The following is a 25,057-nucleotide window of genomic DNA, read 5'->3' as shown; positions in this document are numbered from 1 at the left end:
AGATCACCTGGTGACTGCCGGCTCAGTGGTCGGTGACCAGTAGATGTTGCACACCGTCAGGGGTGCGTGATGCAGATTCCTTCTTCGTTTCCGACGTGAGAGGAGTTCGATCGTGGCTGGCAACAACAAACCGTCACAGCAGTGGAAACTCCGCGGAGGCACCGCCTGGGTATACCCGGCCAACGGTGCGGCGCAGGTCGTCGATCCGGTGATCGTGGTCGCCGACCCCGGTCAGGGACCCACCGACCTCGACGCGTTCGCGAGCCGGGTGGACGGCCCTGACTACCCGCTGCGGACGAAACTGGGCCAACACGGCAAGGACGTGATCCTGGTGGGCTACAACGATAATTGCGACTGGGACACCGCCGAGCAGGTGATCGAAGAGGCTGCGCTGCGCACGCAGGCGGTGCGCTCTGGCAGCAAGCCCATGGCCGTCGTCGGTGCCGGACGGGCCGCGCTGCTCACCCGCTACGCCCTGGCCCATCTCGAGAACATGCGGATGAATCATCAGGTGGCCGCCTTCTTCAGCCTCGACAGCACGACACCGACCGCGGCTGAGCAGGACGCGCTCAACGCTGTCGGAGCCATGCCCCAGATGCCGCGGCTGGAGAAGATCACCAGCGCGGGGACCCGCGACGTCGAAGGCCTCGGCCCCCGCGACGATCAGGCCGGCTCCCAGTTCGACGAGGCCCTGTACGCATCCAGCCCGGCCTCGGAAAACGCGCTGGTCAACGAGGAGGAGGGCGACTGGCTGCTCGTACGGCTGCCCTGACCGGCCGGCCTGATTGCCCGCTCTGCCGAAACCCGAAGGGCCCCTGCATCACAGCAGGGGCCCTTCGCGGGGTCGCCGTTGCACTGGCCGAGAATCGAGCTGCACGAGGCGGTCGGTGAGCTCGAGGCGGTGCTGTCCGGTCGGCAAGCTGTCCCGGGCGGCAGCACACCGTCGAGCAGCTGCGCCGGGCCGGGCGCCGGATCGACGACGATGTGCTGGCGCACATCAGCCCGGCGCACAGCGAGAACACCAACTTCTTCGGCGCCATCGAAGTCGACATCGACGCCGAACTCGCCCACCTCGGACCGACCGGCTACCGGCCCCTGCGCGTCCGTGACACATTGCTCTGAACGTCCTTGGACCGTAACGCCATTGGTAGCCGGGGCAGAAGCAGATATGAGTGGATGCGCGTCACGACGACGGTGAAGGTCACGCTTCCGACGATGATTGCGCCGCCGGTCGCCAGGAGGAGCAGCCCCAGGGGCGAGTGTCCGGCGACAGCGCCGAGCAGGGACCAGATCGCGGCGCGCAGGGCCACCGTGGCCGGTATTCCTAGTGCGGCGGCCGTGGCGGCGGCGCGGACTGCGCGATGTATCCGGTTCGGCCGCGGGACCGGGGCTATGAAAACGAGGACATGGTTGCCGAGCATTGCCATCCCGAAGAATCCGCTGGTGGCGATGACCATTGCGAGGACGACCAGCAGCGGGTCGGTCCACCTCTCGCCGATGGCTTGCGCGGCTGTGACCGCTGCCCCTGCGGACACGGCCGCCGCTGCTAGAACGGCGATGTCGTGACGGCGGGTGAACGCCGTGACCGACCTGTGGTGGGAAGGACGGACAATGGCCCGGCCACCGGTGAGCAATGCGGCCAGAGGTTCGATGTCGTCGACCCAATCACCATCATGCACTCGCTCGGATGCTAACAGCCGCAACGCTTTTCGCTGCAGCATCAGCCCGGCAGCGGTGACGGCCGTGAGGACTGTGAGTGCGGTGATCAGCACCGGCGTGGTCGGCGCGATCCACTCGGTGCGATCGGCCTCGACCGCGACCGCGACCCAGTCCGTCGCCGCAGTCACCGCCACGAGCCCCGTACTCGCGGCGGCGGTCCGTACAAGCTGTGCGACACGGAAGGCTGGTTGTGGTTGATCGTTGCGCCACAACAGCATTCGCAGTGCCATCAGCAACAGCACTGCTGGTACCACGAATTCGGTGAACGACACCACCACGTCGTACGGGTCGTCTTGCCACGGGCTCGCCGCCCGCACGGTCTTGGCCTGCGTCGTGGTCCATGCGAAGGCGACGAACCCGGCCCCCGTCACGAACGAGGCTGTCAGCGCCGCACCCGTGACACCCCGGACCTGTCTGCCGACCGATACCACCTGTTCATCCGCCACCGCTACCGCTCCTTCCTGCAGGCCAAGCTGATCAACCCCGTGCATAGTACGCACTGCGTACTACGTGGCGCGAGCTACGTAATGTGTACTAGTCTGCCGGGAAGAAGTCGAACGAGGAGGTCCTGATGCTCGCCAACGACGCACAGGTACTGGTGTTGTGCGCGCTTGCCGAGGGGCCGTTGCACGGCTACGCGATCAATGCCGCGATCGAGCAGTTGGTCGGTGAGCGGCTGGCGGCCGGCAGCCTGTACGGGGCGCTGGCACGGCTCGAAGCCAAGGGGTTGATCGAAGCGGTGGATGGTGTCGGGCGGCAGCGCCCGGTTCGCCTGACCCCGCAGGGCGCCGCGTTGCTGGAACGGGAACTGCGTGCCATGGCCGAGGTGTCGAGGACCGGATTGCGGCGTCTGGGGGTGAGCCCGGCGTGACCAGCTGTACGCAAATCCTTGTGCGGTTGCTGTATCCGCGGCCCTACCTCGACCGGTGGGGTGAGGACCTGTACGACGCCGCGCGTTCCGAAGGGTGGCGATCCTGGCCGAATCTGGTGGCGAGCGCGGTCGCAATCTGGCTGCAACCGGCGATCTGGCCGCCTCGTCACCGCGGGCAGCGCACCGCCCGCGCGTCCGCGATGGTCCTCGCGGTCGCGGGCTGCGGATGGTTCATCGCGAATCTCCTTACCGAGGACGCGGATGCCGACCCCGGTCTCAGGCAGGTGCTGCGGGGCTGCGCGGCGGCCCTGCTGGTGGGGTGCGGGCTGGTGACACCGTTGCCACACCCGAACCGGACCGCGCTGGTTGCGGTGGTACGGCGGTCCACGCGATATTTCGCTGTTCCGGTGGTCCTGGTCGCGACCGTGGTGGTCACCGTGCATGGCAGTGTGCTGCCCCGGATTCCGCCGGTGCCGATCCGGCTGGCTGTTGTGTCGTTGTGGTGGATCGGTTGGCTGCTGGCCGTCGGCGCCGGTTCGCGAGTCCTGGCCAACCTCGGCCCGGACACCGTCATCGCGCCGAGTCGTCGGCGAGCCGGTGCCGGCGGCGTGGTCCTGGCCGCGGTCGCCGTGATCACCGGCGCGGTCTTGCTGATCTTCTCTTTCTCCGGTGCCCGATTCGATCCGTTCGCAGCCATCTGCGGCGCACTCACGCTGGTGTTCGGGGGCGCGGGAACCGCAGCGCTCTGCGAGCTCCCATCTCTCGCAGACGACTAACCCAGAGCCCTGACGCACACGAAATCCCGCTTCCCGCAACCGAACAGAAAGCTCAGGATGCGACTCGCCGATCCCGTCTATGCGCTCTACACCCGCCGGCTGCGCCGCCGACTCGATGGCGCATCGTTGCCGCGCCACATCGGGCTGATCATGGACGGCAACCGCCGCTGGGCCCGCAAACAAGGGCTGCCCGATACCCGGCTGGGGCACCGCTATGGCGCCGAGCACGCCGAAAACGTGCTGCGCTGGTGCGAAAGCCTCGACATCCGCCACGTCACCGTCTTCCTGTGCTCCACCGAGAATCTGCAGAACCGACGCAACGATGAGATCGAATTCCTCATGCGTGTGGTCGAGGACCTGGTCACCGACCGGCTCGGACGTCCGGATTCCCAGTGGCGACTGCACATTGCCGGATCGCTCGACCTGCTGCCCGATACCACCGCCGCAGCGCTGAAACAGGCGGTCGAGATCACCCGCGCCTGCGACACCGGCGCGCACGTCACACTCGCGATCGGTTACGGCGGCCGTCAGGAAATCATCGACGCGTTCCGCGATCTGCTCTACGAAGGTGTCAACCACGGCAAGACGACCGGCGAGATTGCCGACAACCTGACCGTCGACGACCTCGCCGCACACCTCTACACCGCTGATCAACCCGATCCGGACCTGGTCATCCGCACCAGCGGCGAACAACGCCTATCCAACTTCCTGCTGTGGCAAACCGCTTACGCGGAACTGTACTTCTGCGAAGCATATTGGCCCGCCTTCCGCGAGATCGATTTCCTGCGCGCGCTACGCAACTACGCCGACCGCCACCGCAGATACGGCGCCTGAGGTCGAGAGCAGCTTCAGCTCGGGTCTCACGGGAAATCCCACCAGCCGTTCGGTCGCGGCAAGACCCCTGACACGGTTTCCCCCGGCGTTCGGCGGGGCTTGCGAGCGGCCTCCCCGCAAGCCCCATCGCAGCGGTGGCGGCAGGCTAGCGGCGGCCGCGGAAGGTGCGGCGGAGGTCGTCGGTCCATTCGGCCGGGACCTCCCAGGGGATGAAGTGGCCGCCGTGATCGTGGGCGGTCACATTCACGTGGTGGTACCACTCGCCGCGCTCGCTGTCGCGGAACTGCTGGGCGCGTTGGGCGGTGGTGACGCCGGGCGGGTTCTCGTGGGCGACGAAGGTGAGGCCGGTGGGGGCCTCGATCACCGGCCAGCGGTCGTGGGACGGGGTCCAGGGGTAGCGATTGTGGTTGGCGTAGAGGCGCATCGAGCTGCCGATGCAGTTGGTGGCCCAGTAGATGGTCGCGTGGGTCAGCACCTCGTCCTTGCTGAACACGGATTCGAAGTCGCCGCCGCGGTGGTCGCTCCAGTGCATCCAGCGCTCCAGGATCCAGGCCAGCATGCCCGCGGGTGAATCCGACAGGCCGTGCGCCAGGGTGGCGGGGGCGAGCATCTGCGCGGTCAGGTGGACCGCGAATCGCTTCTCCAGCTCGATGATTCGTGCGTGCACCTCGCCGGGCAGGCCCTCGGGAATCGGGCGGCCGCCGGTGATGTCCCAGGCGCGTTCGCCGTTGAACATGTCCAGGCGCTGACCGGAGCCGATATGGATGCCGTAGAGGGCGTCGGCATATTTGTGGCCGATCTGGCCGGTCACCAGGGCACCGACGTCGCATCCGGCGGCGGCGTAGGTGCGATGGCCCAGCACGTCGGTCATGAGGGTGTGCCAGAGGTCGGCGATCTTCCAGAAGTTCAGATCCGGGCGCGACGGGATCGGGGTGGAGAAACCGAAGCCGGGCAGCGAGGGGACGATGACCTCGAACGCGTCGGCGGGATCACCGCCGTGCGCCGCCGGATCGGCCAGCGCGTCGATCACCTTGGACCAGTGCCAGAATGTCCAGGGCCAGCCGTGGGTGAGAATCAGCGGGATCGGGTTGTCGCCGACGCCGGGTTTGCGCAGGAAGTGGATGGGGACGCCGTCCACCTCGACGCGGTACTGCTCGTAGGCGTTCATCGCCTTTTCCTGTGCGCGCCAATCGAAGTCGGTACGCCAGTGATCGACCAACTCACGCAGATAGGCGGCGGGTACGCCATAGTGGCCGTCGGCATTGCCGTCGTCGTCGAACCAGCGGGTCCAGGCCAGGCGCTGCCGGAGGTCGTCGAGGATGTCGTCGGACACGTGAATCGGGGTCTGCTGCAACGGGAGCACGTATTCAATCTAGGGTCGGTGACATGCCAGATCCGACTGAGGTCACCGAGCCGGTGGGACAAACCGCGGTGATCGCGGTGCCCGACGAGGTACGCGGTGAATTGCGGCGCGGGGTGCGCAGTGTGCTGGTCGACGCGGCGGCGCTGCGGCTGGTGCGCGATCGCTTCGACGAGGTGCAGGCCGGATCGCTGCGGCGGTATCTCGAGGCGTCGCAGTCGGCGAATACCTTGCGCGCGTACCGGACCGACTGGATCGCGTGGGCGGCCTGGTGCGCGGCGGAAGCGCGGCAGGCACTGCCGGCGGACGCCCTGGATGTGGCGGTGTATCTGGCCGCAGCGGCGGACGCGCGACGGGAGAACGGCGAATGGGCCTTCGGCGCCGCCACTTTGGAGCGCAAGGCCGCGGCGCTGGCCGCCGTGCACGCCGCCAACGGTTTGCCATCCCCCACCCGCGCCGACGTGGTGCGGCTGACCCTGCGCGGTATCCGCCGCACCCGGCGCAGCCGGCCCAAGCGGAAGCGGCCGGTGCTGCTGCACACCCTCGATCAGCTGCTGAACGAGTTGCCGGCCGCGCAGTGGCCCACCGAACCGGCCCGCCGCCGCGATACGCTGCTGTTGCTGGTCGGATTCGCGGGGGCGCTGCGCCGCAGTGAGATCGCCGCGTTGCGGGTCACCGATGTCGCTGTCACGACCGACCACACCACCGGCGAGCCGCTGCTGCTGATCCAGTTGCCCACCACCAAGACCGATGCCACCGGCGTCAACGAGCAACGCGTCGCTCTGCCCCGCGGTCAGCGCCCGCATACCTGCCCCGTCTGTGCCTTCGCCGATTGGACCCGCCTGCGCGAGGCGCACGCCGCCACCGGCGTGCGCGCCTGGCTCGACGCCACCCCGCCGCCCGACCCCCGCATCCACCGCTGCCACGGCTTCACCGGCACCACCCTCACCGATCCGAATCTGCCGCTGTTCCCGACCATTTCACGCCACGGTGGCATCGCCGCCACCGCCATGTCCGGCCGCGCGGTCGCCGAACTCGTCAAGCGTTATGCCGCCCGCGCCGGCCTCGACCCCACCCTGTTCTCCGGTCACTCCCTGCGCGCCGGCTTCGCCACCCAGGCCGCCCTCGGCGGCGCCAGCGACCGCGAGATCATGCGCCAGGGCCGCTGGTCCAACCCCCGCACCGTCCACGGCTACATCCGCACCGCCAACCCACTGGAGGACAACGCCGTCACGAAACTGGGCCTGTAGCGGCGATTTCGACCGGTGGTCTACCGCTACTGATCGGCCATCGCCGTGGTGGCCGTGATGCGTTGCTGACGCTTGCCACCCTTGATGGCGGCGTAGGAGCCGGGTTTGCGGGCTTCGCGGGCGAGGCCCCACACGGTGGATTTGCAGATCGCCTCCTTGACGGTGGCGGCAACGCGGCCGGCGAGGTAAGCCCGGCGGGCGGTGTCGTCGAAGTGGGCCAGCTGCATGGTCGCACGTTTGCGGCCCAGGCTGATGCACTGGCCGACGAACGCGAAATCGATTGTGGCAGGGTTGGTTTCGGAGAGGCGGCTCAGGACGGTTCCGGCGGCATGGGCGCCGAGTGGGATGGCGGCCTGGCAGCTCATGCGCAGGGGTTGGCCGGAGGGGGCGGCGGCGTCACCGGCGGCCAGGATGCGGGGATCGTCGATGCTGGTGAGGGTTTCGTCGGTGAGCAGGCGGCCGACGGCGTCGGTGCTCAGGCCGCTGCGGGCGGCCAGGTCCGGAACACCGAAACCGGCCGTCCACACCGTGATCCGGCTGAGCAGTTCACGACCGTCGGCCAGCACGACACTGTGGGGGTGAACGGTGGTGACCTTGGCATCCGGACCGTCGACGATGGTCACGCCGAGTGCGGTCAGTTGTCTGGCGACCGAGCGGCGGGCGGCCGTTGTCAGGTACGGGCCGAGCAGGCCCCCACACACCAGGGTGACCCGGCGGCCCTGCTCGGCGACCTCGGCGGCGGTTTCGATGCCGGTGGGCCCGCCGCCGACCACGGTCACCGGCGCGGCCGCGTCCGCACCGGCCAGGGCATCGCGCAGTCGCTCGGCCTGCTCGAATTCCGCGATGTCGTAGGCGTATTCGGCTGCGCCCGGGACGGCCGGGGCCGCCCCGCGGCTGCCGACGGCGTAGACGAGGTAGTCGTAGGCCACGTTGCCTCCGCTCTTCAGCGCCACGCTGCGCCGCACCCCATCGATCACCGTCGCCTCATCGACGATCAGCCGGATCCCCGCGCCGAGCAGGGCGTCGTACTCGACCGCGGCGGAACCGGAGCCGGCGGCCAACTGGTGCAATCGAATTCGCTCCACGAACTGTGGCCGCGGGTTGATCACCGTGATCTCCACGTCCTCCCGAGTCCGCAACCGGTTGGCCGCGATGATCCCCGCATATCCGCCGCCGACCACGACGACCTTGACGACCCGTTCCATGTCCGCCCTCCTTCACCGTTGGTGGTGTCGGACATGAAGACACCGTTCGAGCCCGATGTGTGACATCGCGGCGCGTGTCGGGTGACGCGGATCACCGCGACGCCGACGTCACCGAGGCCGTCGCTCACGGGCCGTGAGCGCCTCGGACCAGGTCAGGGCAGGCGGCCAGGAGGGACCGTCGATGACCGGAATGTGCGGCGCGTGGCGGGTGAGGGCCGCGGTCAGGCTCGGACGCGAGACGCGCCAGCCTGTCATGCGCCGGTACGCCCAGCGGGTGGTGCCGTCGGCGCCGGGGATCAGGTCGGCGCGACCGGCGTCGCGCAGGAGCCGGGCCGCCGACTCGGGTATCGGACGGGCGGCCTGACCGCCTCGGAGGGGTTGGGTGGTGCCACGAGCTCGCACGCCGATGCAGCGGTGACTGAACTGATTTCGCGGTGTCGAGGTGGTTTCGGTGAACAGTTCGATCGCACAGATTCGCGACCAGGGCACGGTCTGGGCGGGGCTGAACGCGTCGGCAGCGAAGTAGACACCCGCACCGTGGACGGCGAAGACCACTCGGCCGTGCGACGCGCGGCGCCACCGCCACAGTCTCGTGCGTACGACGTAGGCGTCCGGACCGAAGTCAGCAGGAACGGTCATGGCGCGTCAGTCGATCGAGCCGCCGCTGTCGGGATGGCCACCGTGCTCTGGTGGGATGCTGGAATGGGAAGTGCCGGAGGAGATTCCGAAGTCGTCGAATGAGCCGCGGCGCCGGCTGCGCGGCCGGCGGTCACGATGCACCACCGCGGTGACCATGGCGTAGCCGAACAGCACTGCGAAGAACCCGACCACGATCACCAAGAAAATCGTCACCGGCGCAGCGTGCGTCGCGACCCGGCCGGTGTCAATGCCGAAGATTCGGTCGACCGCGGACGGCACCCGCGACACACCACAACCGACAACTTAGACTTCCTTGACAAATATTTTTGTCGGTGAGACCCTGGGTTGGTGCTGGACGTCGCTGTGATCGAAGAAGCCGCTGCGGCCGAGGCTTCCCTGGACCCGATCCGGTCCCGGATCCTCGCCGCTCTCGCCGAGCCGGGCTCGGCCGCCATGCTCGCCGTTCGGCTCGGGCTGCCCCGGCAGAAGGTGAACTACCACCTCAAGGAGCTGGAACGGCACGGGCTGGTCGAGCTGGTCGAGGAACGGCGCAAGGGCAATGTCACCGAGCGTGTATTCCAGGCCGCGGCAGCCTCTTACGTGATCTCCCCCAGCGCGCTGGGTGCGGTCAGTCCGGATCCGGCGCGCTCGCCCGACCAGTTGTCGGCGCGGTGGCTGCTGGCGCTGGGCTCGCGGCTGGTGCAGGAGGTCGGAGCGCTGCTGACCGGCGCGGCCCGGGCGCAGCGGCGGGTCGCGACCTTCGGGATCGACGCGCAGGTGCGGTTCGCCTCCGCGGCCGACCGGGCGGCGTTCGCCGAGGAGCTGGCGCAGGCGGTGACGACACTGGTCAGCCGCTACCACGACGAATCCGCACCGGGCGGGCGCGACCACCGGGTGGTCGTCGGCATGCACCAGATACCCGCGAAGCGGAAAGACACCGAATCCGAAGCGGGACAGGAGAACTGACCATGGGGCATCCGTTCGAGATCGAGCTGGAGGCGACCCTGCCCGCCAGCCCGGACCAGGTCTGGGAGGCGATCGCGACCGGGCCGGGGATCGACTCGTGGTTCATGGGGCGCAATGAGGTCGAGGGGCGGACGAGCGGGATCGCCGCTATGGATACCGGTGGCCGGCGGGAAGAGTCGGTGATCACCGCGTACGAGCCGGGCAAGCACTTCGCCACCCGCACCGGGACCGACGAGGACGGCCGGTTCATGGCTTTCGAGTATCTGCTCGAGGGGCGCGAGGGCGGCAGCACCGTCCTGCGGGTGGTTCACAGCGGCATGCTGGGCGACGACTGGCAGGACGAATACGACGCCCTGCGCCGCGGCTGGCCGTTCCACCTGAACACGCTGCGCGAATACCTGACCTACTTCCCGGGCCGGATCGCGGTTCCCGTATTCGCCGTCGCCACGGGCTCTTCCGGGCAGGCGGTGCGGTCCGCGCTCATCCGGGCGCTGGCGCTACCGGATCCCGTGGCGGTCGGCGCGCGGGTGCGGGCCGAACCGGCGGGCCTGCCGCCGCTCGACGGTGAGGTGGTGTGGGCCGACGACGAGCGTTTCGAGATCCGCACCGCCGACGGGCTCTACACCTTCCACCACGCCCCCACCGGACTCGCGCTGATGTTCCATCACCTCTTCGGTCCCGACACCGCCGGGGCCGAGGCCGCCTGGCAACAGTGGCTCACCGACCTGCTGGGCTGAACCAGCCCCGGGCGAACCATTCGAATCACCAACCGACACACCACATATCGAGGAGCAGAACATGCGCACTCTCATCAGCACCGCCTTCATTTCCCTCGACGGCGTCGTAGAGGGCCCGGGTGGCGAACCCGGCTACCGGAACTCCGGCTGGACCTTCAAGGACGTCGAATTCGTTCCCGAGGCCTACGAGATCAAGGGACGGGAGCAGGAGGAAGCCACCGCGATGTTGATGGGCCGCGTCAGCTATGAGGCGTTCAGCCCGGTGTGGCCGGACATGGCGGATTTCGCCGGGTACAAGGGCATACCGAAATACGTCGTCTCCACCACCCTCACCGATGCCGACCTGGTGACGAACTGGGGCGAGACCACCATCCTGCGCTCCATCGACGAGGTGGCCGCGCTGAAGGACACCGACGGCGGCCCGATCATCATCCACGGCAGCGCCTCCCTCAACCGCAGCCTCTCCGACGCGGGCCTGATCGACCGCTACCACCTGCTGGTCTACCCGCTCCTGCTCGGCGCGGGCAAGCGCCTGTTCTCCGAGTCCGACAAGGACGCCCAGAAGCTGAAGCTGGTCGAATCCGCCACCTACGCCAACGGAATCCAGAAGAACATCTTCGACGTCGTCCGTTGAGGCATCCGGCCCGGATCGGGCAGTTCCCCGGAGGACTCACCGGTCGGCCGTCGCTCGGACGTGGCGTCGAAGTTCGCCGAAGATGCTGACTACGAGGCGAATTCGCCCCACCGGGCGGACGGCTGCCCGATGGGGCGGGGATAGGGTGTGTGGATGGGTGAGACTCCCCGGTTGCCGGGTTTGGCTTTGGCCGAGGCTGATTGGTTGGTGGCGGCTGCGCTGCGAGTTGGGGCCGAGAGTGAGTTTCCGCCACTTGCAGTGGCGGTTGTCGACGTCACCGGGTCGGTGATCGTGTTGCGCCGCGCGGACGGCGGGATGCCGATGACGAGCCGGATTGCGGTGGCGAAGGCTCGCACGGCGTTGCTGACACTGCGGGCGTCGGGGGTTGTCGAATTGCCGGGGGCGATCACCGGCAGTATCCAGCATCTTTACGGCGGTGATTTCGTGCCGTACGCAGGCGGTGTTCTCGTGACCGAGAACGGGGTGATTCTGGGCGCGGCGGGGGCCTCGGGTGCGCACGCCAAAGAAGATGATTTGGCTGTGCGAACTGCTGTCGAGCAGTGGCACGAAGACCGTTCCCACCTGGCCTGACCGGGCGTCGGGCCCGCACCGAGGGTGATTCGGCGCGGGCCCGGTCGGCTATTTCCGGCGGATCTCGCGCAATCCGTTGTTCGGTGTCCACCACCGAATGACCAGTTCGTCGCCGTCGACCGTCGTGTGCACGGCTTCTCGGATATCGAGCCGGAACGAGTTGCCTTCCCTCACCGGGATTTCGACCGCGACGCCCGAAACTTTGCCGTCGCCGCCGTCCATGGAACCGTCGCCGGGGTTGGCGTGCAGGGCGCAGCGGCCGTCGCGTTGCAGGTCGCGGACCTTCACGGCGTCGGCCATCGATCCGAATTTCAGGTCCGTGTCGGTGAACTCGACCTCGGTGCCGCTGACCCTGGGTGCGCCGTCGCGGCGGATGGTCGCCAGCACGTGGTGTTTGGTCGCCTCGAACCTGGCCCGCACGGCGGCGGCCAGTTCGGGCGCGGCATGCTCGAACTCTCTCCAGGTGGCCATCGGTCCACCATGTCACATCGATCGGCTGGGACGGAGGCGATCACGCCAGCGCGCCCAAAGGCGAAGAACAGCGGCGTGGATTACTGTGGCGGCGTGGGCTTTACCGAATATGGTCCAGGCGATGTCGTGTACTTCCCGGAGGGGCCGTTCATTGGAATCTGCGGCGTCGTGCGTACCGTCGACAAGCGCCGGGAAGAACTACGCATCGATTTCAGTGAGGGCCTCGTCCATCGGGAGGGCGGCGTCCTGCGCGAACGCCGCCACAGCTTCACCGTCCGGTTCGACGAGGTCGAACTCGTCTGACCCGCGGCGCGCAGTCCGCCGAGGCGGGCTCGGAAGGCCGGGTGTCCGGCCTGGTGCGTCGGGAGCCAGTGGCTGCCGGAGCTCGTCATCGCATCGATCTCGTAGCGGCCTCGCACGGCGCTAGCTCTTCAGGAACCTCAGGTAGAAGGCTGCGAAGATCAGGACGACGCCGATGTTCACCATCAGGCGTTCCCAGAAGTGGTTTCGGAAGAAGAGGATGTCCACGCCGACGACTACGACTATCAGTGCGAGGACGTAGAGACCGACCGTTGGCGCTCTTCCCATGCTGTAGTTGTACTACGCACTGCCGCCGCGGGGGTGGAGGCCGAGCGCCGGATCGGCGAATTCTCGAGTCTGGGTCGCGGCCAGCAGATGCGGGCGGATGGCGGGCCATTCGGCGGCGAGGATGGAGTAGTACGCGGAGTCCCGGATGGTGGCGTCGGCGCCGGCGAAGTCGGCGCGGAGGATGCCGTCGAGGGTGGCGCCGAGGCGTTCGATGGCCCGGCGGGAACGGGCGTTTCGGACGTCGGTGCGGAAGCGGACCCGGTGGACCTGCCAGTCGGTGAAGGCGTGGTCGAGCATCAGGAGTTTGGCTTCGCGGTTGGCGCCGGTGCGCTGGGCAGACTGCGCCAGCCAGGTGGAGCCGATCTCGACGGCGTCTGGGGTGTCGGGCCGCGCGGTGACGTGGGCGGGCCAGGGCCACTGTTCGAGGTGGAAGCTGCTGGTGCCGAGGACGTCACCGGAGCCCGCCCGGCGGATCACCAGCGGCACTTGCCGATCGGCCGCGCGGGCGGCCAGCGCCTGGTCCACCCAGCGCCGCATGCCCGCCCTGTCGGCGGGGACATGGGCGTGGGTGTAGGAGGTGCGCGATTCGCCGGCCGCCGCTGTCAGCGGCGCGACATCGTCCACCGTCAGCTCGGTCAGTTCGACGATCGTCCCCGACAGCATCAACACCATGCCCACCCCTGCACGATTGCCCCACACGACTTTTCGCCGCTCGCCCCAACCCTACGACCCCGGATCCGTAGCTCTCCAGCGGCCCCCTTCGCCATGTGCACAGCCCGGTCCGGAGCGGCGGGATCGGGTCAGGCGGGCGGCGTGCCCAGGATCGTCGTGGGTTCCTTCTCGTCGTGCCCCTCGCGGTCGGCGTCGTGGACCGCCTCCTCGCGGGCCACCAGACCGGATACGTCCGCCAGAGGAATATGTGGAATCAGCAGGGCCACAACGAAAGCGATCGCCAGGCCGGGGAGCAGGTACGCGAACACGGGAACCAGCGCATGGGCGTAGGACCCGACGATGGCATCGCGCAGCGCCGCCGGAAGCTGGTTGACGACCGCCGGCGGCAGGGCCGCCGGGTCGACCCCGGCGGACAGCACGTCGCCGGGGTGCGCCCGGAAGGCGGCATCCAGATTGCCGGTGAGCCGGTGGGTGAAGATGGAGCCGAAGATGGCGACGCCCAGCGCACCGCCCATCTCACGGAAGTAGTTGTTCGCACTCGTCGCCGTCCCGACATCCGTTGCGGGAACGGCGTTCTGGACCAGCAGCACCAGCAGCTGCATGACCATGCCGATCCCCAGCCCGATGACGAACAGCATCGCCGATACCACCCACGCCGGGGTGTGTGCGTCCAGGCGCGTCATCCAGATCATGCCCGCGGCGATGATGATCACGCCCAGTGGCGGATACACCCGGTAGCGGCCGGTGCGGGTCACCGCGCCCAGGGTGACGGACACGGTCAGGAACATGCCGATGGTCATGGGAATCGACAGCAGCCCGGACGCCGACGCCGAGACGCCCGTAGCCATTTGGAGAAACGTCGGCACGAACGCCACCGACGCGAACATGATCAGCCCCATGGTGAATCCGAGCAGCGAGGTGGTCGCGAAGGTGCGGTTGCGGAACAGTCCCAGCGGGAGCATCGGTTCGGCGGCCCGCGATTCCACGCCGATGAATACCGAGATCACCACCGCCACGGTCAACATCATGGCGAGCATGGTGGGTGAGCCCCACCCGTAGCGTTTGCCGCCCCAGTCGCTGATCAGGATGAGCAGGGTGGTGCCCGCGCTCATCAGCGCCGCCCCGAGATAGTCCGGCCGCACGGTCGGCCGCTTGCTGGGCAGGGTCAGATATCGCGCGGCAATGATCAAGGCCGCCAACCCGATCGGCACATTGATCCAGAAACACCACCGCCAGCCCAGATGATCGGCGAACTCGCCCCCGAGGATGGGCCCGCCGACCGCGGTGAGCCCGAAGATCGCGCCCATCGGCGCACCGAACTTGCCGAGTTCCCGGGCGGGCACCACATCGGCCATGGTGGCCTGGGCGAGAATCATCAGCCCGCCGCCTCCCACGCCCTGCAGCGCGCGGAAGGCGATGAACTCCCAGAACCCGGTCGACATCGCCGCCCCGAACGAGGCCGCCGTGAACACGGTGATGGCGAACAGGAAAAGCCAACGCCGCCCGAACAAATCGCCGAACTTGCCGTACAACGGCATGACGAGGGTGGTGGCCAGCAGGTAGGCGGTCGTGGTCCAGGCCATGTGCGGGACGCCGCCGAGCTGACCGACGATGGTGGGCATGGCCGCGCCGGTGATCATCTGATCGAGGCTGGCGAGCAGCAGTCCCGCGGACAGGGCTGCGAAGATGAGCCAGATGCGCCGCTGCGTCATGACGAGGGGCGCGGAATCGGTGGTGGCGAGAGCCATATCGTGAGTCCTCGGTGCTGAAGGGTGGTCACCAGCGCACGGGCAGCGCGGTCAGTCCGCCGGTGAAGACCTCGTCCCGCTCGGCGAGGGTGGCCGGGTCGACGGCGAGGGTCAGGGTGGGGAATCGGCGCACGAGTTGCCCGAAGGCGACCTGCAGTTCGAGCCGGGCCAGCGGCGCGCCCAGGCAGTAGCGGGGGCCGTAGCCGAACAGGAAGTGCGCGGCCTCCTGCCGGGTGATGTCCACGCGCTCGGGATCGGTGAACAGCGCCCGGTCGTGATTGGCGGAGGCGATGCCCAGCAGCACCAGATCGCCGGCCGCGATCTCCACATCGGCGACCTCGAGTGCGCTGCGCGCGTACCGGGGCAGGCTGCTGGCGTCGCAGGCGCGCAGCAGTTCCTCGGCGGCGGAGGCCACCAGTTCGGGCCGTTCGTGCAGCAGCCGCCACTGGCCGGGATTCTCCAGCAGCATGCGCACCCCGACCCCGATCTGTACCGCCGAGGTCTCGTGCCCGGCGAACAGCAGAACCATGGCGTGCGTGGCGATTTCGGTGTCGGCGACGCCGTCGATCGCGCACAGCCGGGACACGACGTCGTCGCCGGGATCGCGCCGCTTCTCCCCGACCAGCTCCAGGCAGTAGGCGAACAGCTCGGCCACGCCCTGCTCGACCTTGGCGCGGTCGGTGACATTGCCGACCGCATCGACCCAGTCCCGGAATAGGTTCCGGTCGGTGTATGGCACCCCGAGCAGCTCGCAGATCACCAGCAATGGCAGCGGCAGGGCGAGCGCGGCCTGCAGATCGGCGGGCGAGCCCTGGTCCGCCATCGCGTCGAGCAGTTCCGAGGTGAGTTGCTCGACCCGCGGCCGCAGCTCCCGCATCCGTCTGGGCGAGAAGTGCGGTTGCAGCAGGGTGCGCATGCGCGCGTGGTCCTCGAGCTCGGTGTCGAAATTGCCGATCGGTCCGCCCGAGAAGGCCGACTCCCCCAGCCGCGCCGCGGTTTCCGGCGTGCGATGCGCGCGGCCCAGCCGCGGATCGGTGAACAGGTCGCGCACCAGCTCGTGACCGGTGACCAGCCAGGCCGGATCGCCGGTGGGCGTGGTGACCCGGGTGACCCCGGATCCGACGATCCCGGTCACCGGGCAGATGGACGGAGGGGGCGGCATAGTCATGGCGGTGCTGTCCTCAGGGGAGTTCGATCAGAACGGCGTGGTGTTGAACGGTTTCCGCGCGGGGGTGAACGCGCGATCCAGGGCCTCGAGGGCACCGGTGGTGATCTCCTCCACCCGACCGGCGCGTGCGAGCTCGCCGAGGGTGTGCGCACCGAAGTAGGCGGTGGTGAGTTCCAGCGGGCCGATGCGGACATCGGCCACGGCCTCCTCGACGGGCGACCAGCTACCGTGACCGCCGGCGACGTCGAGCAGGTAGGCGCCGGAACTCAGGCCCCACGGGTCGGCGACCTCGACCACCCCGTGGAAGTCGCCGCGGAACTCCCGCGACGCGATGGCCTTGGGCAGGTTCAGGATCCACATCCACAGGCCCGCGTCGATCCCGGTCACCGCGGCCGCGCGGGAGTCCTCGAGCAGCAGCGGGGTGGGGTCGTCGAGCGCGGTGTCCATCCGGATCTCCGTGTACTCGCCCTGCCCGAGCAGGCACCGCAGCAGTTCCCGGCGCGCGGCCACGGTCAGCGCACAAAAGTCCTTGACCAGCACCGTATTCCCAGTCAGGTCGTATATCACGTAGCCGTCCGGGTGCACGATGATGAAGGACTGCGGGCTGATGGCACTCGCCCACCAGGATTCGCCGCGATCCAGTGCGCCCGGGGTGGCCTGCTGCCACAGCGCGTAGATCTGCCGCAGCTCCCCCACCGATTCCGCCAGCCCGACCTCCCGCACCGAGGCCGAATCCCGCTCGGAGACCCGCAGTTTCGCGCGCCCCCGGTCGATGCGCAGGTGCCGGGTGTGCGTCGTGACCCCGACATAGGCGTAGCTGCCGCCCGGGCCGGGCATGGCGGCCAGCACATCCGCTTCGGTCTCCATGGCGATGGTCATGAGCTCGGCCTGGACCTTGGCGTAGATGCCGCGCTTCTGGTGGGTGGTGGCGACCATGCCCTGCGCGCACGCCGCGACCGACAGCTGTGCGCCGCCGGGCGCGGTCACCGTGGTGCGGATGATCGCGGCGGTCCCCACGATGCGCGGTTCCCGCGCTACCGAGACGTCCTCGACCACCGCGATGTCCTCGAGCCGGAACTGCCGCTTCCACGCCTCGAAGTCGTGGGTCTTCACCCCGCCGAACGCGCGGGCGTAGCGGCCGCGCAACTCCTCCCAGTCCGATTCGACGGCCCGGCGGGTGATGATGCCGTCGATGATGCGGCTCTCCCAGTCCGCCATGAGTTCCGATGTCATGCCATGCCTTTCGGGTCGGGGGCGGGGTGTGCGGGCAGGTCGGCGGCGTGGGCGCGCACCTTGTCGAGCGCGGTCAGGATGTCGTCGACGTCGCCGCGCCGGCCCAGCAGCACGCTGTGGTGCAGCAGCAGGGTGTGGTCGCGGTAGTCGTCGGCTCCGGGGAAGCGGCGACCGGCGGCGCGTTCGACGGCGTCGGCCCACCAACGCGCGAAGCGGGGTTTGGTGTGCGGGCGCAGCAGAGCGCTGCGGTGCAGGGGCACGCGCGGCGGGTAGACCTTGGTGCCCAGTTCGGCGGTGAGGGCCGCGGCCACCTGGTCGACGGTGGCGTCACCGAAAGTGTCTGGCGTGAATCGGATTCCGTATTCGTAGACGGCCCGCCGGTCCACCGGAGCGGGCACCGGAACGGGTGCCAGGCCGGGGATTCCGGGCAGCCCCGCTTCCAGTTCCTTGGCGCGCGTCTCGCGGATCGTGTGTTGGTCGTCCAGGCGTGGCAGCTGGTCGAGCAGCAACGCCGCGGTCAGCTCGGACATGCAATAGTTCGCGCCCATGACCGTGCCGTCCTCGACGAGCTCGTACTCCCCGGGCGCGGGCCCGTCGTCGGTGTATCCGCGGGAGTCGGCGCGCAGCATGAGCATTCGCCGGTAGAGCTCGTGGCTGCCGGTGATCGCGGCCCCGGCCTCCCCGGCGGCCAGGGATTTCGCGGCACCGAGGCTGAAGACGCCGATCTCACCGAAGGTGCCGACCGCGCGTCCGGCCCATCGGGTGCCGTGGGCCTGCGAGCAGTCCTCGATCAGCGCCAGCCCGGCGGCGTCGGTGGCCGCGGTGATCCGGTCGAGTTCGGCTGCGGTACAGGCCAGGTGCACCACGATGACCGCTCTGGTGCGTGCCGAGATCGCGGCGCCGAGGTGGTCGGCGGTGAGGCAGCCGGTGGCGGGATCGACGTCGACGAGCACCGGGACCGCGCCCACCCGCAGCACCGCGGTGGCCGGGGCGACCCAGGTCATGGCGGGGACGATCACCTCGTCGCCGGGGCCGATGCCGAGCGCTTCGAGCGCGATGACAAGGGCGCTCGAGCCGTGGTCGACGCTGACCCCGTAATCCGCGCCGTTGTAACGGGCGAACGCCTCCCCGAACAATCGTTCCCGGGACTTGCCGCCGCTCGGGCTGTACCAGGTGACCGACCAGCGCGACGAGTGCAGTGCGGCAAGCAGTTCCGCGGCGGTGCGATTGTCGTACTGGGGCCAGCGCGGCCACGGACGCGCCGAGCGCACCGGTGTGCCGCCGTGTATCGCGAGCATGGCGGGCCTACCCGACCACGACCGGCGCGGACGCCGACGGCTGGGCGATCACGTCGAGGGCGGCGCGGATCTCGCGCACCGCCACCGGCACCAGCGGCAGGTCGCCGGTGCGCTCCGGGCGGCCGAGCGCGCGCAGCAGCACGAACGGCACCGCATCGGGCCGAGGCGGGAGATAGCCCTTCTTGTTGTCGTCGGCGACCACCCTGAGCACATCGTCGATGCGCACCGAATCCGGCAGCGCGGGCTCCACTCCCAGACCGGTGACGATCTCGTAGTGGACACTCACCTCGTCGTCGGACAGCCACCCGCGCGCGTGCGAGATGTGCGCGGCCACCAGCATTCCCAGCGCAATCGCGGCGCCGTGCGGCGACCCGGCCGCGCCGCGCACGCGATGATCGCAGATCTCGATGGCGTGGCCGACGGTGTGCCCGTATTCGAGGACCAGGCCGGCGCCTCGCTCGTACGTGTCGTCCCGGGTGACCGCGGATTTCGCGGCAATGCTCGCGTCCAGCAGCCACAGCAGCGAATCCGGTGCGGCCATATTCCCGATGACCTCCCGCAACCCCGCCAAGGCGGACGGGTCGATCGCGAGGCAGTTCTTCGCCATTTCGCACAGGCCCGAGCGCAATTCACGCTCCGGCAGGGTGGTGAAGAACTCGACGTCGGTGAATACCGCCTCCGGCGCGTAATAGGTGCCCAGATGGTTCTTGCCCACGCCGCTGTTGATGGCCTGCTTGAGCGAGAGCACCGAATCCATCGCGGCGATGGTTGTGGTCGGCACGTGCACCAGCCGTACACCCCGGAACAGCAGATTCGCCATCAGCCCCGCCAGATTTCCGGGCACGCCACCACCGAAGGACACCACCACCGAACGCCGCGTGACGCCCGCGCGCAAAGCGGTTTCCAGGTGGCCGGACAGGCAGGTCAGCGTTTTCATCGACTCGCCGGACGGATGCGAAAGGATCAGGGACGGAATCGATCCGGCCAGCCGGTCGATATCACGGCGGTAGCGCGACAGCACCTCGTCATCGGTGACGAATACCAGCCGGTCCGCGCCCAGCGCGGCGATGGCCGCACCGATCTCGGTGACGCAGTCGCGGCCGAAATAATAGGGAAACGATTGTTCCCCGATCACTATCGGGCGCGACCGCAGCCCCGATTCGTCGCCCGACAATGAATTACTGGACATTTCCGGTGCCGCTCCTCGCTATTCGCCGATCCCCCCGTCGACTCCCCGGCCGGCGCCGCTGCCGTCCCTCGCACGGCCAATATCGAATGCGAGCTCCCCGCTTGGCAACCGCTCGGACACCCCAGTCATGAGCACGCGAATTCGCGAGCACCACTGCGCGAAACAGGCTTCCGCGCCGCGACCACCGGCGGTGGTACCGCCGAGTCCGGGCACCCCGGCTCGTCGTTCCGCCGCACCCGGCGGCGGGCGGGCACCTAGGGTGGAGGCACGCTGATCTGTTCGAGGGGATGCCGTTGGCCGACAACGAATTCGGGCTGCCGACCGCCGAGGGGCTGCGCGCGCCCACGCTGGCCGAGTTCGTGCGCGAGCGGCGCGCACGGGCCACCGGCCGGCATCCGGCGGGCCTGACCCGGAAGCAGCTGGCCGAAGCCACCCACGCCAGCCTGGGCTATATCGCCAAGATCGAACAGGGTGAGGCGCTCAATCCTGGCCCGGCCATTCTGGATTCGCTGGCGGCTGTGCTGGAACTGGATGTGGCCGAGCGCATCCACCTCTACCACCTGGCCCAGCAGCGCCCGGCCGTGTCGTCCGTGCGGGCGCTGCGCGGCGGGGATCCGGCGGTGCGCCCGATGCGCACAATTCTGGACGCGCTGCTGCCGCATCTGGCGGCGGCCCTCGACGACGGCTGGCACGTGGTGGCGTGCAACAGCGCCTTCGACGCGGCCCTGCCGGGATTGTCGCGGCAGGGGCACGTGCTGCGGTGGATGTTCACCGACCCGCGGGCACGCCTCGTGGTCGAGGAGTGGGAACGCGAGGCCCGGCTGATGGTCGGGCGCTTCCGCGCCTACGCCGCCGGGACCCGCGACCGCGACGGTATCGACCGGCTGCTGCGGGAACTGGGCGAGCAGCCCGACTTCCGGCGGCTGTGGACCGCGGGGCATGTGCACATCGGCCGCCACGACCCCACCTTCACCCTGCGCGATCCGCGCACCGCCACCGTGTTCGACGTGCGGGTGCAGCGCTATCGCGGGACCGCGCCGGGCCCGGCGCACCAGCTGTTCCTCGGGCTGGTCGAGACCTGATCAGGACGGCAGGGCGGCGAGGAACTCCCGCAGCAGCGCGTTGACCTCGCCGGGGTGGGTGAGGTTCGGTGTCATGGCGGCCCCGGCGATGGTGTGGACCGGGGCCGGACTGCCCAGCGCGGCAGCCAGTTCCGCGACCTCCTCGGCGCTCGTGGCCTGATCGGCCAGCCCGCGGATCACCAGCGCCGGACAGGCGATGTCACCGAGCAACTCGCGCACCGAGTCACGGTTGACCAGGCATTCGCCCGCCAGCCGCATCCGATTACGCGGTGCGGTGGCCCATTTCGCCCGCCACGGCTGCTGATCGTCGGCGGTGGCCCCGATCATCAGCGAGCACACCATCTTGATGGTGGGCCCCGGTGTCGCGCTGCTCGCCCACATGTCGAGCACCTCGCGATACCCGGCGCGCCGCTGCGGCGTCATGGCCTGCGCGCTCGACCCGATCACGATCAGCCCCGCCACCCGTGGCCGCGCCAGCAGCGCCATGCGCACGGCCGTGAACCCGCCGTGCGCGACCCCGCCCACCACGACGCGCTCGAGCCCCAGCTCGTCCACCACCGCCCAGGCGTCACGGGCGAGATCCCAGTAGCTGAACGGGGTTTCGTCGTCCTCGCTGGCCCCGTGCCCACGCGAGTCGATGGCGATGATCCGGTAGTCGGGCGCGAGCGCGTCCATCTGCGGGGCGAACATCTCCTGGTCCATGAACAGGCTGTGCCCGAACACCACCGCCGGCCCCGGCCCGCCGGTATCGGTGTAGTGGATCTTGACCGATCCGCGGCTCGCAAACGGCATTCCGAAACTCTTTCGCTTCACCTGGCAGGAAGCGCTCACCGTAGCGCAGATTCCAGCTCGGATCAGCTCGGATGGATGGCCTTGCGAGATGCGTCACGCAGGCGGCCGGGCCGGGCCTTTCACCACGAATGATGTTCTGCCCGTGGAAAATACGGCTAGACGCGCGGCTCCAACAGGTACTCGACCAGGGTGATCAGCGATTGCAGGCACGGATTGCGGTCCCGGGCGTCGAGCCGCATCAGCGGCGTGCCCTGGTCGAGGTCCAGCGCATCGCGGACCTCGTCGAGCGGATGCTTGGGCGCGCCCTCGAAGTCGTTGACGGCCACCGCGAACGGCACACCGCGTTCCTCGAGGATGGACAGCGATTCGTCGGCCTTCTCCAGCCGGCGGGTATCGACCAGCACCAGCGCGCCCAGCGCGCCGACGGCCAGGTCTTCCCAGATGGGCACGAAGCGGCGCTGGCCGGGCGTGCCGAACAGGTACAGCGCCAGACGCGGATTCAGGGTGATGCGGCCGAAGTCCATGGCCACCGTGGTGGTGGTCTTGCCCGGCAGCCCGGCCATATCGTCGACGCCGACGCTGGCCTCGGTGATCGTCTCCTCGGTGCGCAGCGGCCGGATCTCCGACACGCTACCCACGAACGTGGTCTTCCCGACGCCGAAGTTCCCCGCCACCAGCAACTTTACGGTGCGGGTGACGGTCTGCGGCACATAGTCGACGACGCGCTCATGCGGAGAGAGCGCGGAGTCCATCGAGTACCTCCTCCAAGAGGGCTTTGCCCGGCAGCGCTTCCACCGGGGTCGGGACGGCCAAATGACCGCTGTCCAGTAGATCCGCCACCAGGATCTTCACGACCGACGGCGGCAGGTCCAGATAGGCCGCCAACTCGGCCAGCGTCAGCACGCCGCGGCGGGCGAGCTGGATGATGCGGCGGGCATCGGGCGACGCGCCGGGGGCCGGATCGGCCACCGCGACAACCAGACTGACCAGATCCAGCACCCGCGTCGGGCGCGATCGGCCGCCGGTGCGCACATACGCCCGGACCAGATCGGGGTCGCGCCGCGGCCGACTCATGAGCGCGGCAGATCCGCCCTGGTCCGCGACATACTGCCGAGCTCACGCCCGACCCGCAGGGCCAGTTCGTTCATCCGGTGCGCGACCAGGCTGACATCCACGTCCTGGGTGGTCGAAACACCCAGCAGCGCACCGGCTCCGGCGGCGGTGATGAAGATCATCCCGTCGGCGTACTCGGTCATGTTCTGGCGCACCGCATTGTCGGAGGTGCCGCCGCAGAACTCGGCGAGCGCCTTGCCCAGGGCCCGCAGGCCGGAGGCGGCCGCGGCGAAACGCTCGGCGTCGTCGATGCTCACGCCACCGGTGTGGGCGATGCGCAGGCCGTCCTCGGATAGCAGGACGGCGAACCGGACCCCCGGCGCTTCGAGATCGTCCAGCAACCAGGCCAGCCGGTTCGTGTCACTGACGGCCGTCGCGGGCGTACCGGTCACGATGTCATCCCTTCGGAGTGCTCGAACGCGGCCGCTCGACCGCGCTGGGAGCCGCTGTGCCAGGCAGCGGCGATGTCGGGTCGCGCGGATGTCGAATCCACGACGACCGGGCGCACGGGTGCCGCCACCGACACCGACGCCGAGCGGCGGCGCCGCTTGGGCAGGCCGCCGGAAGTGAGTTCCTGAGGCACCGAATCCATGGCCACCACCGTGGGTTCCGGGTCGGGTGCCGGAATCCGGGCGGGCGCCGGCACGGGGGTCGGGGCGGCAACGGCCACGGGTGTCGGCGCGGGCGCGGCCAGCAGGGTCTCCGGAATGAAGACCATGGCGCGCATGCCGCCGTACATATTGGGGCCGTCGATGTAGACGGAGAAGCCGTAGCGGCGCGCGAGCGCGGCCACGCCGGGGAAGCCGACGCGCGGGGTCGGGCCCAGCGCGTGGATGTCGACGAGCTGGTCGCCCGCGAGGACGCGGCGGGTCTCCTCGAGCTGCTCGGGATTCATCCGCACACCGGCGTCGTCGATGATCACCGTAATGCCGTGGTGGCCCTCCTGGAAACCGATGTCCACGTAGGAGGTCGGCGGCGAGTAGCGCAGCGCGTTGTCGAGTAGCGTCGCGACGGTGTGCACCAGCGGCTCCACCGCGCGGCTCACGACCGGGCGGTCCAGTTCGGTAGCGCGCACCCGGGTGTAGTCGCGGACTCGGCCGGTGGCGCCGCCCACCACGTCGGTGAGGGTCTGCTGCGGCCAGCGGCGGCCGGGCAGGCCACCACAGACGATCACATAGGACTGCGCCTGGCGGATCATCTGCTGCACGGAATGGTCGATGCGGGTGAGCGTTTCGAAGGTCTCGTCATTGCGGTGCTGACGCAGCGCGGCGCTGAGCACCTGGCTGACGTCCGCGCCGAGACTCACCACCGAAGCGCCGAAGGCGCGCACCGCGGCCGAGGTGGCCTCGCGGGCGGAGCCCTCCACCTGGGCGCGGGCGCTGTCGGCGGCCTCGGCGACCGCGGTGCGCGAGGCCTCCCCGGCCTGCGCGACGGCGACGCGGGCGGCCTCCTCGGCCTGGGCGATGGCCAGCTGAGCCACCTCCTCGACCTGGGCCACCGCGGTCTCACGCTCGGATTCGGCCTGCGCCACCACGAGCTGCGCTTCGGTCTCGGCCTCGCGCCGGACCCGGTCGCGGGTCTCGGCGGCCACCTTCTGCAGCTCCTCGCCGCAGCGGGCGGTCCACTGCCACACCAGCTCCGCGATGCGCGACTGCTCGAGCACGATCGGCAGGTCCACGGTGGGGTTGTCGGGGTCCGAGCGACGGACGGCCGCGCCGATGGCGGGCACGACGTTCTCGGTCAGGTTCACGATCATGTCCTCGACCGCGACATCGCGGTTGGCCTGCTCCTCGCGCAGGGCGGCAACCCGCCCGCGTTCGGCGCGCATGGCACGCCACAGAAACAGCAGCCCGACCACGGCGAATAGCAGCGCGGCAGCAAGAACCCAGGAAAGCAGCACGGCGTTGTCTTGATTCATCAATTCTCTTGTCGTCCGGCCGATCCTGAAATCGGCGGAGCCACCATAGCAGAATCCTCTGTCTCCCCTAACCTTTCGGTATCTCCGAGCAAACCGCAACCCGGAGCCCGTGCAGCTCACAGCATTTCACCCCGATTTGCATCCCGAAGCCCCGGTGCGGAAGGACCCGTTCAGCCGGGCGACCCGAACCCGAGGTCCGCGGC

Annotated in this window: 29 protein-coding genes and 1 pseudogene; 12 read left to right on the top strand and 18 right to left on the bottom strand. The window is 69.2% G+C overall.

Features of this window, described 5'->3' with window-relative positions; genetic code table 11:
* Nucleotides 1–112: 112 nt before the first annotated feature.
* Nucleotides 113–772: a hypothetical protein gene (locus ABZ909_RS35435; protein ID WP_357008765.1), complete on the top strand. Its 660-nt coding sequence runs from the start codon at nt 113–115 to the stop codon at nt 770–772.
* Nucleotides 773–942: 170 nt separating this feature from the next.
* A pseudogene (locus tag ABZ909_RS35430) lies at nt 943–1,122 on the top strand (hypothetical protein); the annotation flags it as partial.
* On the opposite strand, the gene ABZ909_RS35425 reads toward ABZ909_RS35430, so the two are convergent.
* Nucleotides 1,086–2,165 carry a hypothetical protein gene (locus tag ABZ909_RS35425; RefSeq protein WP_357008762.1) on the bottom strand — a complete coding sequence of 360 codons (1,080 nt, stop codon included), beginning with the start codon at nt 2,163–2,165 and terminating at the stop codon, nt 1,086–1,088. The pseudogene ABZ909_RS35430 and the gene ABZ909_RS35425 overlap by 37 nt on opposite strands.
* A gap of 125 nt (nt 2,166–2,290) precedes the next feature.
* Here ABZ909_RS35425 and ABZ909_RS35420 point away from each other — a divergent pair, with 125 nt between their 5' ends.
* Genes ABZ909_RS35420 through uppS form a run of 3 tightly spaced genes read left to right on the top strand, consistent with a single transcriptional unit; the run spans nt 2,291 to nt 4,200 of the window.
* Nucleotides 2,291–2,590 (top strand): helix-turn-helix transcriptional regulator, encoded by a 300-nt coding sequence (locus tag ABZ909_RS35420; protein WP_357008760.1) that lies wholly within the window; start codon nt 2,291–2,293, stop codon nt 2,588–2,590.
* Nucleotides 2,587–3,366 carry a hypothetical protein gene (locus ABZ909_RS35415; RefSeq protein ID WP_357008757.1) on the top strand — a complete coding sequence of 260 codons (780 nt, stop codon included), beginning with the start codon at nt 2,587–2,589 and terminating at the stop codon, nt 3,364–3,366. Before ABZ909_RS35420 ends, ABZ909_RS35415 begins: the two co-directional genes overlap by 4 nt.
* Nucleotides 3,367–3,423: 57 nt before the next feature.
* On the top strand, nt 3,424–4,200 hold the full coding sequence (uppS, locus tag ABZ909_RS35410) for a polyprenyl diphosphate synthase (RefSeq protein ID WP_357008754.1): 777 nt from the start codon (nt 3,424–3,426) through the stop codon (nt 4,198–4,200).
* A 145-nt stretch (nt 4,201–4,345) separates the two neighbouring features.
* On the opposite strand, the gene ABZ909_RS35405 is transcribed toward uppS, so the two are convergent.
* Nucleotides 4,346–5,563 (bottom strand): epoxide hydrolase family protein, encoded by a 1,218-nt coding sequence (locus ABZ909_RS35405; protein ID WP_357008751.1) that lies wholly within the window; start codon nt 5,561–5,563, stop codon nt 4,346–4,348.
* A 23-nt stretch (nt 5,564–5,586) separates the two neighbouring features.
* Here ABZ909_RS35405 and ABZ909_RS35400 point away from each other — a divergent pair, with 23 nt between their 5' ends.
* Nucleotides 5,587–6,810: a site-specific integrase gene (locus ABZ909_RS35400; protein WP_357008748.1), complete on the top strand. Its 1,224-nt coding sequence runs from the start codon at nt 5,587–5,589 to the stop codon at nt 6,808–6,810.
* Between the two features lie 26 nt (nt 6,811–6,836).
* Here the strand turns inward: ABZ909_RS35400 and ABZ909_RS35395 are convergent, their stop codons facing one another.
* From ABZ909_RS35395 to ABZ909_RS35385, 3 genes are all read right to left on the bottom strand, one after another.
* The gene (locus ABZ909_RS35395) at nt 6,837–8,015 is read right to left on the bottom strand and encodes an FAD-dependent oxidoreductase (protein WP_357008746.1); all 1,179 of its coding nucleotides are present in this window, start codon (nt 8,013–8,015) and stop codon (nt 6,837–6,839) included.
* Nucleotides 8,016–8,123: 108 nt separating this feature from the next.
* Nucleotides 8,124–8,654, bottom strand: a complete 531-nt coding sequence (locus ABZ909_RS35390) for a hypothetical protein (protein WP_357008743.1) — start codon at nt 8,652–8,654, stop codon at nt 8,124–8,126.
* A gap of 6 nt (nt 8,655–8,660) precedes the next feature.
* Nucleotides 8,661–8,933: a hypothetical protein gene (locus ABZ909_RS35385; protein WP_357008740.1), complete on the bottom strand. Its 273-nt coding sequence runs from the start codon at nt 8,931–8,933 to the stop codon at nt 8,661–8,663.
* A 69-nt stretch (nt 8,934–9,002) separates the two neighbouring features.
* Here ABZ909_RS35385 and ABZ909_RS35380 point away from each other — a divergent pair, with 69 nt between their 5' ends.
* From ABZ909_RS35380 to ABZ909_RS35365, 4 genes are all read left to right on the top strand, one after another.
* A complete protein-coding gene (locus tag ABZ909_RS35380; RefSeq protein WP_357008737.1) occupies nt 9,003–9,620 on the top strand; it encodes a helix-turn-helix domain-containing protein in 618 nt (205 codons plus the stop codon).
* A gap of 2 nt (nt 9,621–9,622) precedes the next feature.
* A complete protein-coding gene (locus ABZ909_RS35375) occupies nt 9,623–10,357 on the top strand; it encodes an SRPBCC domain-containing protein (protein WP_357008734.1) in 735 nt (244 codons plus the stop codon).
* A gap of 61 nt (nt 10,358–10,418) precedes the next feature.
* Nucleotides 10,419–10,991 (top strand): dihydrofolate reductase family protein, encoded by a 573-nt coding sequence (locus ABZ909_RS35370; RefSeq protein ID WP_357008731.1) that lies wholly within the window; start codon nt 10,419–10,421, stop codon nt 10,989–10,991.
* A gap of 153 nt (nt 10,992–11,144) precedes the next feature.
* Entirely contained in the window at nt 11,145–11,582 is a 438-nt protein-coding gene (locus ABZ909_RS35365) for a heme-binding protein (RefSeq protein ID WP_357008728.1), read from the top strand.
* Nucleotides 11,583–11,630: 48 nt separating this feature from the next.
* Here the strand turns inward: ABZ909_RS35365 and ABZ909_RS35360 are convergent, their stop codons facing one another.
* Nucleotides 11,631–12,053, bottom strand: coding sequence for a pyridoxamine 5'-phosphate oxidase family protein (locus ABZ909_RS35360; protein ID WP_357008725.1), 423 nt, complete (start codon nt 12,051–12,053; stop codon nt 11,631–11,633).
* 93 nt (nt 12,054–12,146) lie between these two features.
* On the opposite strand from ABZ909_RS35360, the gene ABZ909_RS35355 reads away from it, so the two are divergent.
* On the top strand, nt 12,147–12,356 hold the full coding sequence (locus ABZ909_RS35355; RefSeq protein WP_357008721.1) for a hypothetical protein: 210 nt from the start codon (nt 12,147–12,149) through the stop codon (nt 12,354–12,356).
* 120 nt (nt 12,357–12,476) lie between these two features.
* Here the strand turns inward: ABZ909_RS35355 and ABZ909_RS35350 are convergent, their stop codons facing one another.
* The 7 genes from ABZ909_RS35350 to ABZ909_RS35320 form a co-directional block, all read right to left on the bottom strand.
* Nucleotides 12,477–12,641, bottom strand: a complete 165-nt coding sequence (locus tag ABZ909_RS35350; RefSeq protein ID WP_357008718.1) for a hypothetical protein — start codon at nt 12,639–12,641, stop codon at nt 12,477–12,479.
* A gap of 12 nt (nt 12,642–12,653) precedes the next feature.
* Nucleotides 12,654–13,313 (bottom strand): GNAT family protein, encoded by a 660-nt coding sequence (locus ABZ909_RS35345; protein ID WP_357008715.1) that lies wholly within the window; start codon nt 13,311–13,313, stop codon nt 12,654–12,656.
* Between the two features lie 128 nt (nt 13,314–13,441).
* Nucleotides 13,442–15,061, bottom strand: a complete 1,620-nt coding sequence (locus ABZ909_RS35340; protein ID WP_357008712.1) for an MDR family MFS transporter — start codon at nt 15,059–15,061, stop codon at nt 13,442–13,444.
* A 28-nt stretch (nt 15,062–15,089) separates the two neighbouring features.
* Nucleotides 15,090–16,229 (bottom strand): cytochrome P450, encoded by a 1,140-nt coding sequence (locus ABZ909_RS35335; RefSeq protein ID WP_357008709.1) that lies wholly within the window; start codon nt 16,227–16,229, stop codon nt 15,090–15,092.
* A gap of 27 nt (nt 16,230–16,256) precedes the next feature.
* Nucleotides 16,257–17,462, bottom strand: coding sequence for a GNAT family N-acetyltransferase (locus ABZ909_RS35330; protein ID WP_357008706.1), 1,206 nt, complete (start codon nt 17,460–17,462; stop codon nt 16,257–16,259).
* Nucleotides 17,459–18,760, bottom strand: coding sequence for a DegT/DnrJ/EryC1/StrS family aminotransferase (locus ABZ909_RS35325; protein WP_357008703.1), 1,302 nt, complete (start codon nt 18,758–18,760; stop codon nt 17,459–17,461). Before ABZ909_RS35325 ends, ABZ909_RS35330 begins: the two co-directional genes overlap by 4 nt.
* A gap of 7 nt (nt 18,761–18,767) precedes the next feature.
* Nucleotides 18,768–19,949, bottom strand: a complete 1,182-nt coding sequence (locus ABZ909_RS35320; protein WP_357008700.1) for a 2-deoxy-scyllo-inosose synthase — start codon at nt 19,947–19,949, stop codon at nt 18,768–18,770.
* Between the two features lie 293 nt (nt 19,950–20,242).
* Here ABZ909_RS35320 and ABZ909_RS35315 point away from each other — a divergent pair, with 293 nt between their 5' ends.
* The gene (locus tag ABZ909_RS35315) at nt 20,243–21,031 is read left to right on the top strand and encodes a helix-turn-helix transcriptional regulator (protein ID WP_357008697.1); all 789 of its coding nucleotides are present in this window, start codon (nt 20,243–20,245) and stop codon (nt 21,029–21,031) included.
* Here ABZ909_RS35315 and ABZ909_RS35310 read toward each other — a convergent pair whose 3' ends face one another.
* From ABZ909_RS35310 to ABZ909_RS35290, 5 genes are all read right to left on the bottom strand, one after another.
* On the bottom strand, nt 21,032–21,823 hold the full coding sequence (locus ABZ909_RS35310; RefSeq protein WP_357008695.1) for an alpha/beta hydrolase: 792 nt from the start codon (nt 21,821–21,823) through the stop codon (nt 21,032–21,034). It lies immediately after the preceding gene.
* Nucleotides 21,824–21,978: 155 nt separating this feature from the next.
* Nucleotides 21,979–22,575: an ATP/GTP-binding protein gene (locus tag ABZ909_RS35305; protein WP_354832972.1), complete on the bottom strand. Its 597-nt coding sequence runs from the start codon at nt 22,573–22,575 to the stop codon at nt 21,979–21,981.
* The gene (locus ABZ909_RS35300; RefSeq protein ID WP_357008692.1) at nt 22,550–22,897 is read right to left on the bottom strand and encodes a DUF742 domain-containing protein; all 348 of its coding nucleotides are present in this window, start codon (nt 22,895–22,897) and stop codon (nt 22,550–22,552) included. Before ABZ909_RS35300 ends, ABZ909_RS35305 begins: the two co-directional genes overlap by 26 nt.
* A complete protein-coding gene (locus ABZ909_RS35295) occupies nt 22,894–23,328 on the bottom strand; it encodes a roadblock/LC7 domain-containing protein (protein WP_354832976.1) in 435 nt (144 codons plus the stop codon). Before ABZ909_RS35295 ends, ABZ909_RS35300 begins: the two co-directional genes overlap by 4 nt.
* Nucleotides 23,325–24,854: an ATP-binding protein gene (locus ABZ909_RS35290; protein ID WP_357008689.1), complete on the bottom strand. Its 1,530-nt coding sequence runs from the start codon at nt 24,852–24,854 to the stop codon at nt 23,325–23,327. Before ABZ909_RS35290 ends, ABZ909_RS35295 begins: the two co-directional genes overlap by 4 nt.
* Nucleotides 24,855–25,057 lie beyond the last annotated feature (203 nt).

The sequence above is a fragment of the Nocardia sp. NPDC046763 genome (assembly GCF_040645495.1).
In the GTDB taxonomy this organism is placed as follows: Bacteria; Actinomycetota; Actinomycetes; order Mycobacteriales; family Mycobacteriaceae; genus Nocardia.
The sequence above is the reverse complement of the archived record's forward strand: the minus strand, read 5'-3'. Positions and strand labels throughout refer to the sequence as shown.

Bases quoted from the DNA above. Each gene is read 5' to 3' on its own strand.
- ABZ909_RS35310 (WP_357008695.1), bottom strand. From the start codon at position 21,823: ATGCCGTTTGCGAGCCGCGGATCGGTCAAGATCCACTACACCGATACC.
- ABZ909_RS35350 (WP_357008718.1), bottom strand. From the start codon at position 12,641: ATGGGAAGAGCGCCAACGGTCGGTCTCTACGTCCTCGCACTGATAGTC.
- uppS (WP_357008754.1), top strand. From the start codon at position 3,424: ATGCGACTCGCCGATCCCGTCTATGCGCTCTACACCCGCCGGCTGCGC.
- ABZ909_RS35365 (WP_357008728.1), top strand. From the start codon at position 11,145: ATGGGTGAGACTCCCCGGTTGCCGGGTTTGGCTTTGGCCGAGGCTGAT.
- ABZ909_RS35390 (WP_357008743.1), bottom strand. From the start codon at position 8,654: ATGACCGTTCCTGCTGACTTCGGTCCGGACGCCTACGTCGTACGCACG.
- ABZ909_RS35370 (WP_357008731.1), top strand. From the start codon at position 10,419: ATGCGCACTCTCATCAGCACCGCCTTCATTTCCCTCGACGGCGTCGTA.
- ABZ909_RS35340 (WP_357008712.1), bottom strand. From the start codon at position 15,061: ATGGCTCTCGCCACCACCGATTCCGCGCCCCTCGTCATGACGCAGCGG.
- ABZ909_RS35335 (WP_357008709.1), bottom strand. From the start codon at position 16,229: ATGACTATGCCGCCCCCTCCGTCCATCTGCCCGGTGACCGGGATCGTC.
- ABZ909_RS35325 (WP_357008703.1), bottom strand. From the start codon at position 18,760: ATGCTCGCGATACACGGCGGCACACCGGTGCGCTCGGCGCGTCCGTGG.
- ABZ909_RS35300 (WP_357008692.1), bottom strand. From the start codon at position 22,897: ATGAGTCGGCCGCGGCGCGACCCCGATCTGGTCCGGGCGTATGTGCGC.
- ABZ909_RS35305 (WP_354832972.1), bottom strand. From the start codon at position 22,575: ATGGACTCCGCGCTCTCTCCGCATGAGCGCGTCGTCGACTATGTGCCG.
- ABZ909_RS35400 (WP_357008748.1), top strand. From the start codon at position 5,587: ATGCCAGATCCGACTGAGGTCACCGAGCCGGTGGGACAAACCGCGGTG.
- ABZ909_RS35320 (WP_357008700.1), bottom strand. From the start codon at position 19,949: ATGTCCAGTAATTCATTGTCGGGCGACGAATCGGGGCTGCGGTCGCGC.
- ABZ909_RS35375 (WP_357008734.1), top strand. From the start codon at position 9,623: ATGGGGCATCCGTTCGAGATCGAGCTGGAGGCGACCCTGCCCGCCAGC.
- ABZ909_RS35330 (WP_357008706.1), bottom strand. From the start codon at position 17,462: ATGACATCGGAACTCATGGCGGACTGGGAGAGCCGCATCATCGACGGC.
- ABZ909_RS35395 (WP_357008746.1), bottom strand. From the start codon at position 8,015: ATGGAACGGGTCGTCAAGGTCGTCGTGGTCGGCGGCGGATATGCGGGG.
- ABZ909_RS35360 (WP_357008725.1), bottom strand. From the start codon at position 12,053: ATGGCCACCTGGAGAGAGTTCGAGCATGCCGCGCCCGAACTGGCCGCC.
- ABZ909_RS35290 (WP_357008689.1), bottom strand. From the start codon at position 24,854: ATGAATCAAGACAACGCCGTGCTGCTTTCCTGGGTTCTTGCTGCCGCG.
- ABZ909_RS35420 (WP_357008760.1), top strand. From the start codon at position 2,291: ATGCTCGCCAACGACGCACAGGTACTGGTGTTGTGCGCGCTTGCCGAG.
- ABZ909_RS35345 (WP_357008715.1), bottom strand. From the start codon at position 13,313: ATGGTGTTGATGCTGTCGGGGACGATCGTCGAACTGACCGAGCTGACG.